Annotated in this window: 3 protein-coding genes and 1 riboswitch; all 3 genes read right to left on the reverse strand. The window is 68.6% G+C overall.

The window, feature by feature from the left end:
* Positions 1-73: 73 nt before the first annotated feature.
* Positions 74-1336 carry a D-amino acid dehydrogenase gene (locus tag ACFDR9_RS26815; RefSeq protein ID WP_409032948.1) on the reverse strand — a complete coding sequence of 421 codons (1263 nt, stop codon included), beginning with the start codon at positions 1334-1336 and terminating at the stop codon, positions 74-76.
* Between the two features lie 165 nt (positions 1337-1501).
* Positions 1502-1601: riboswitch (glycine riboswitch) on the reverse strand.
* A gap of 170 nt (positions 1602-1771) precedes the next feature.
* Entirely contained in the window at positions 1772-2602 is an 831-nt protein-coding gene (locus ACFDR9_RS26820) for a sulfite exporter TauE/SafE family protein (RefSeq protein ID WP_198292021.1), read from the reverse strand.
* 112 nt (positions 2603-2714) lie between these two features.
* Positions 2715-5129 carry a hypothetical protein gene (locus ACFDR9_RS26825; protein ID WP_409032949.1) on the reverse strand — a complete coding sequence of 805 codons (2415 nt, stop codon included), beginning with the start codon at positions 5127-5129 and terminating at the stop codon, positions 2715-2717.
* Positions 5130-5338: the final 209 nt, after the last annotated feature.

Consider the following 5338-nt stretch of genomic DNA (forward strand, 5'->3'; position numbering starts at 1 on the left):
CTCCCCCCCCCCCCCCCTTCCCCCCTCCCCGCTCCCCGAACAGCACGGCGCCGCCCCGTCCGCCAGCGGCGCCTTAGGCGGCGGCCGTTTGCAGCGCGCTGCTGTGCGGCGCGCGCGCGCCCAGCGCCTGCGCGACGACGTCGCCGATCATGTCGGCCGTCACCGCCGACAGGGTCCAGCCGAGGTGGCCGTGGCCGGTGTTATAGAACACGCAAGGCAGGCGGCCGCGGCCGACGCGCGGCAGCATGTTCGGCATCATCGGGCGCAGGCCGGCCCACGGCACCACGCTGCGCGTGCTCACGCCGGGGAAGCATTGCTCGACCCACTCGACGATTGGGCGGATGCGGTCGGCGCGGATGTCGCGGTTGTAGCCGTTGAACTCGGCCGTGCCGGCGACGCGGAAACGGTCGGCGCCGAAGCGGCTGCAGACCAGTTTGGTGGCGTCGTCGAGCAGGCTCACCGTCGGCGCCGCCGCCTGGCTTTGCGCGTCGTTCAGGTTGACGGTGATCGAGTAGCCCTTGACCGGGTAGATGTTGACGCGGTCGCCCAACGCCGCGCCCAGCGCGCGGCTGGCGCTGCCGGCGCAGATGACGACGCCGTCGAAGCGCGACGTGCTGGTCTCGTCGCCGCTGCCGACGGTAATGCTGGCGCCGCCGGCGTCGGCGCTGATCGCCTGCACGTCCTGGCCGTAGCGGCAATCAACGCCCAGGCGCGCGATCGCGGCGGCCAGGCCGCTGGTGAATTTATGGATGTCGCCGGTGGCGTCGCTCTCGGTGAAGTGGCCGCCGTAGTATTTTCCGGCCAGCGTGGGTTCGATCGCCCGCATTTCCGCCGGCGTCACCGCGCGCCGTTCCAGCCCGCCCTGCGCCAGCAGCGTCGACACCGAGGCGGCGTGGTCGAAGCCGGCCTTGTCGCGGTAGATGTGCAGGATGCCTTTTTGCTTGAGGTCGAAGTCGATGCCCTCCTCCTCGGCCCAGGCGTACAGGTGCTGGCGCGCGGCGATCGCCAGGCGCACGGTCTCGACGGTGTTCTTGTTGTAATGCGGGATGGCGGCGATGAACTCGGCGAACCAGGTCAGCTTGTGCCAGCTCGGCTTCGGGTTGACCAGCAGCGGCGCGTCGCTCTTGAGCATCCACTTGATGCCCTTGAGCATGGTCGACCAGTGGTTCCACACCTCCGAGTTCGAGGCCGACAACTGGCCGCCGTTGGCGAACGAGGTGTCCATCGCGGCGTAACGGTGTTTTTCGATCAGGGTGACGGCAAAGCCGCGTTTGGCCAGCGCGTAGGCGGTGGTGACGCCGGTGATTCCGCCGCCGATAACTGCAATAGTTTTCATACTCGTCAAGCTCCAACACGTCGGGGTTCAATCCGCGCACACACGCGCAGCGGACACCCCCTCTGTTCTGGACCTGAGAGATTCACGTATGGCCGCTTGGGGCGGGCATCGCTTGCTCCTTCGGTGCACCGGACGACGAAAGCTCCGGCAGCTCTTCAGAGTTCAACTGCAATATCGGTCCGTTTGCCTGAGAGTTTCCGGGGCGGTTGCTCCTTCGGCGCTGTCCTGCGGGTAACCGCCGTACAGGCTCTCCCGATATCACGTATGGCGCAAAGCCAATTCAAATCGTTGCCGCCGCTTGCGCGAACGAGCGTTGCTAGCTTACAGCAAGGACGGTGGCAATTTCAAACTTTTTCTGACGAATAGTTGTTTTCGACGGCGGCCGCCGACCGCCGTTGGGCGAAACGGCGCCGTTTCACGCCGCGCGCCGGGTATTTAATGGCCGTTGGCGCCCTGGTAAATCAGCTGCACGCCGGTGACCAGCAGGCCGATTTGCGCGATCCGGAAAAACCACACGGTGCTGACGCGTTCCTGCAGCCAGACGCCCAGCGCGACGCCAAGCGGCACCAGCGGCGCCAGCGTCAGGCTGGCCAGCAGGTTGGCGCCGCTGAACTGGCCCAGCCACGCGTACGGCACTAGCTTGACGGCGTTGGTGATCAAAAAAAACACGTTGATGGTGGCCAGGAAGGTGACCTTGTCCAGGCGCCGCGGCAGCAGGTACATCAGCACCGGCGGGCCGCCGGCGTGGGCGACGAAGCTGGTGAAGCCGGACACCGCCGCCATGCAGGCGCCGGCCACCTTCGACGGCGGCGAGCGCTGCTCCTGCGCCTTGGCGTCGCGCCAGCGGCTGGCCACGAACAGCACGGAGATCGCGCCGATCAACAGGCGGATCGTCGATTCGTTGAACAGGCCGAAGGTCAGCGCGCCCAGCGCCACGCCGACCAGGGCGCCGGGAATCAGCGCGCGCACGATGCGCGCGTCCCATTTGCCGAAGTAGACGCGCAGGCCGACCAGGTCGGTCAGGCACAGCAGCGGCAAGACGATACTGGCGGCCTGCCGCGGCGACAGCGCGATCGCCATCAGCGGCACGGCGGCGCCGCCCAGCGCGCCGCCGAAGCCGCCCTTCGAAACGCCGATCAAGAGGACGGCGGGAATGGCGACGGCGTAGAAAATCGGATCGGTGATCATCGGTGAAGACGGGGCGTGGGCGTGGATCGGAGGCCCGCGGAAGGCGCGGCGCGTCAGCTGCGAATGAACAGCAGACAAGAATATAGCCGAACGCGCCGCGCCCCGCTGGCGGCGCCGATTTTCGTCGGTCGGGTTAGCCCGCCAGGGCGTAACCCGACTGGCGTCGGATTAGCCGTTCCACCCATCCGACCTACGAGACGCCATTAGCGTCGTCGAAGTCGATGAACATGGCCGACGACCAGACCTTGCTGTCGTCGCGCTGGCGGCCGAACAGGTACACCGGACGGTGGCCGAACGGGCCGTTCGCCGGCGCCACGTCGAGCGCGCCGGCCAGGCTGGTCGGCAGCGCCCGCTCGGTCAGGCGCTCCAGCGCCAGGAACAGCTCGGTGCCGCCCAGTTCCAGGCGCATGCCGCCGTCGCGCAGCAGCTGTTCGCCGCTGACCTCCCAGCAAAACGTCGGCGCGTGGACGAAGGGGTTGCGCTTGAGCGGGTCGCCGGTCTTGGCGTAGCTGTCGATAGTGCCCTCGACCTTGACGCTGCAGTGGCGCAGGTTGCTGACGTCGATCTCGACGCCGTCGGCGTCGCCGTAGGTCTCGCTGCGAAAGCCGATCTCGGTCGGCCCGGCGCGCCAGCACACCTCCTCGTCGTGCTCGAAGCCGTGCGACTGGAAGCGGTTGATGGTGCCGTTGCGGATCGTGATGCGGCCCTGCCACGCGGCCCAGCGGTAGCGGTCCGGTATGCGCGCGCCGCCCCAGCGCAGGCGGATCAGGCGTTCGGAAAACCCCAACTCCCGGTGCAGGTTGCGCTGCCAGATGCGCCCGCTGTGGTCGTAGGCGGCCAATTCCTCCCAGCCGGCCGCGCCGAGGAAGTCGTACTCCAGCGTGGCCGGCCCGCGCAGGCGGAATTCGTCGCCCTGGAGGTGGGCGCCGCAGCGCACCAGCAGCGCGCTGTGCTCGCCGGTGGTGGCCCAGGTGTGGCGCGCGCGCAGGGCGCGGCCGATGCTATGGCGGTCGAGCCGCTCGGCCAGCACCCCGGTCAGGCCGCCGTGCACGCCGAACACCTGGGTGCCGGGCGGGCCGCCGCCGGGCCGGCCGCGGTGCTCGTCGCCGCTGGCGGCGACGCCGATCTTGTAGCCGCGCTCGATCACGTCCTGGTACAACCAGCCGAAATGGCCCCAGCTCGAGGCGATTTCGACGAGCCGCTCCAGCTCCGGGTGGTGCCAGTCCGGGATGTAGCGTCGGCCGCCGACGTGCGGCATGATCAGGTGCCGCTCCGGCTCGTCGACGTAGGCGGCCCACAACTCCTCCACCGGCCAGCGGCCCAGTTCCGCCGCGTCGCCCTTCATGTCCTCGTTCCAGACGAAGGTGCGGTTATGCTCGCCGCGCCGGTTGTACGGGAAATCGGGCGCCTCGTCGCCGAGGAAGACCACGTTGTGGTCGCCGCCGGCGGTGGAACTGCCGCACCACTCCTGCACCGGATAGCAGACGAAGCGGCCCGGCTGGTTGAACTCTTCAACCGTGTCCACGCCCAATTGCCAGTTGGCGTCGGTGATCTGGAAATCGTTGGCGGTGTAGCCCAGCACGTCGATGCCGCCGATGTCGCGGGCGTAGGCGGCGTTGTAGGCCGGGCTGTTGGTGCCGACCGTGTCGCTGGCGTGCACGTGCAAATCGGCGTAGAACGAGCGCGGCGCCGGGAAGCGCGCGGCCACCTCCACCAGCGCCGTGGCGGGCCGCACGGCGCCGCCGCCGACGTACTCGGCGAGCACGCGCAGCTCGCCGGCGGCGGCCGGCAGGTCGTCGACGCCGACGCTGGCCCAGCCCTCCGTCGGCACGGCGTGGCGCGCCTGGTACACCTGCGCGGCGCCGGCGAAGGCGCGCACCAGCAGCGCGCCGCCGGCCCCCAGGCAGGCGTTGCCCCAACGGTCTTGCAGCGAAAAACGGAACGGCAGGCGCTCGCCGGGTCGGGCGAAACGCGGCCCGGCCACCAGCAGGCGCGCCGGCGCGCCGGGCGCGACGTCGATCACCACGTCGCCCGGCACCGGCGCGAAGCGCGACGTCCCCAGCGGATCGACGTAGCAGCGGAAGCGGAAGCGGTCCTCGACGAAGGTTTGCACCCGCGTGCCGGCGCCGCCGCCGCGGCGGTCGCCCAGGCGCACGATGATATGGTCGCCGGCGTTCAGGTAACCGTCGACGACGTCGACGATGACCGCCTTTTGGAACGGCCGCTCGTGGCCCTTCTGGTCGAAGCGCACGCTGAGCGACTGCACCGTGCCTGGGCTTTGGCCGGGCGCCAGCGGGCCAGCCTGGTATTCGGCGCTGACATAGTTGGCGGCGGCCGGATCGCTGGTCTGGAACAGCGCCCAATCGGAATAGAATTTAAAGGTCGCCTTGAACCAGCCGCCGTCGGCCAGCCCGGCGGCGCCGACTTCGTAGTCGAGCACGATCTCGTGCCAGCTGCCGGCCTCCAGCCGCGCCACGTCGCAACGCACGCTGCCAATAAACGGCAACGCCTTGTTGCGCTCGTACAAACCGACGGGCGCGAAATGCGGCCCGAGGCGCTCGCGCAAGGCCGCGTAGCGTTGCGCGGCCGAATCGTGCTCACTCATACATACTCCTAAAAAAAATCCGGGTGAATGCCGCCAAGCCAAGCTTTCGCAGGTCGGATTAGCGAAGCGTAATCCGACGCCTAGCCGCCGCCGACGCCAGTCGGGTTACGCCCTGGCGGGCTAACCCGACCTTCTATGATGAATTCCAAGTCAACTGGTTTTTCGCAAATTTATCCTATCCCTTGTTTCGGTATCGGCGGGGTCAAGGG

The sequence above is a fragment of the Janthinobacterium sp. CG_23.3 genome, assembly GCF_046115965.1.
GTDB lineage: Bacteria > Pseudomonadota > Gammaproteobacteria > Burkholderiales > Burkholderiaceae_D > Janthinobacterium.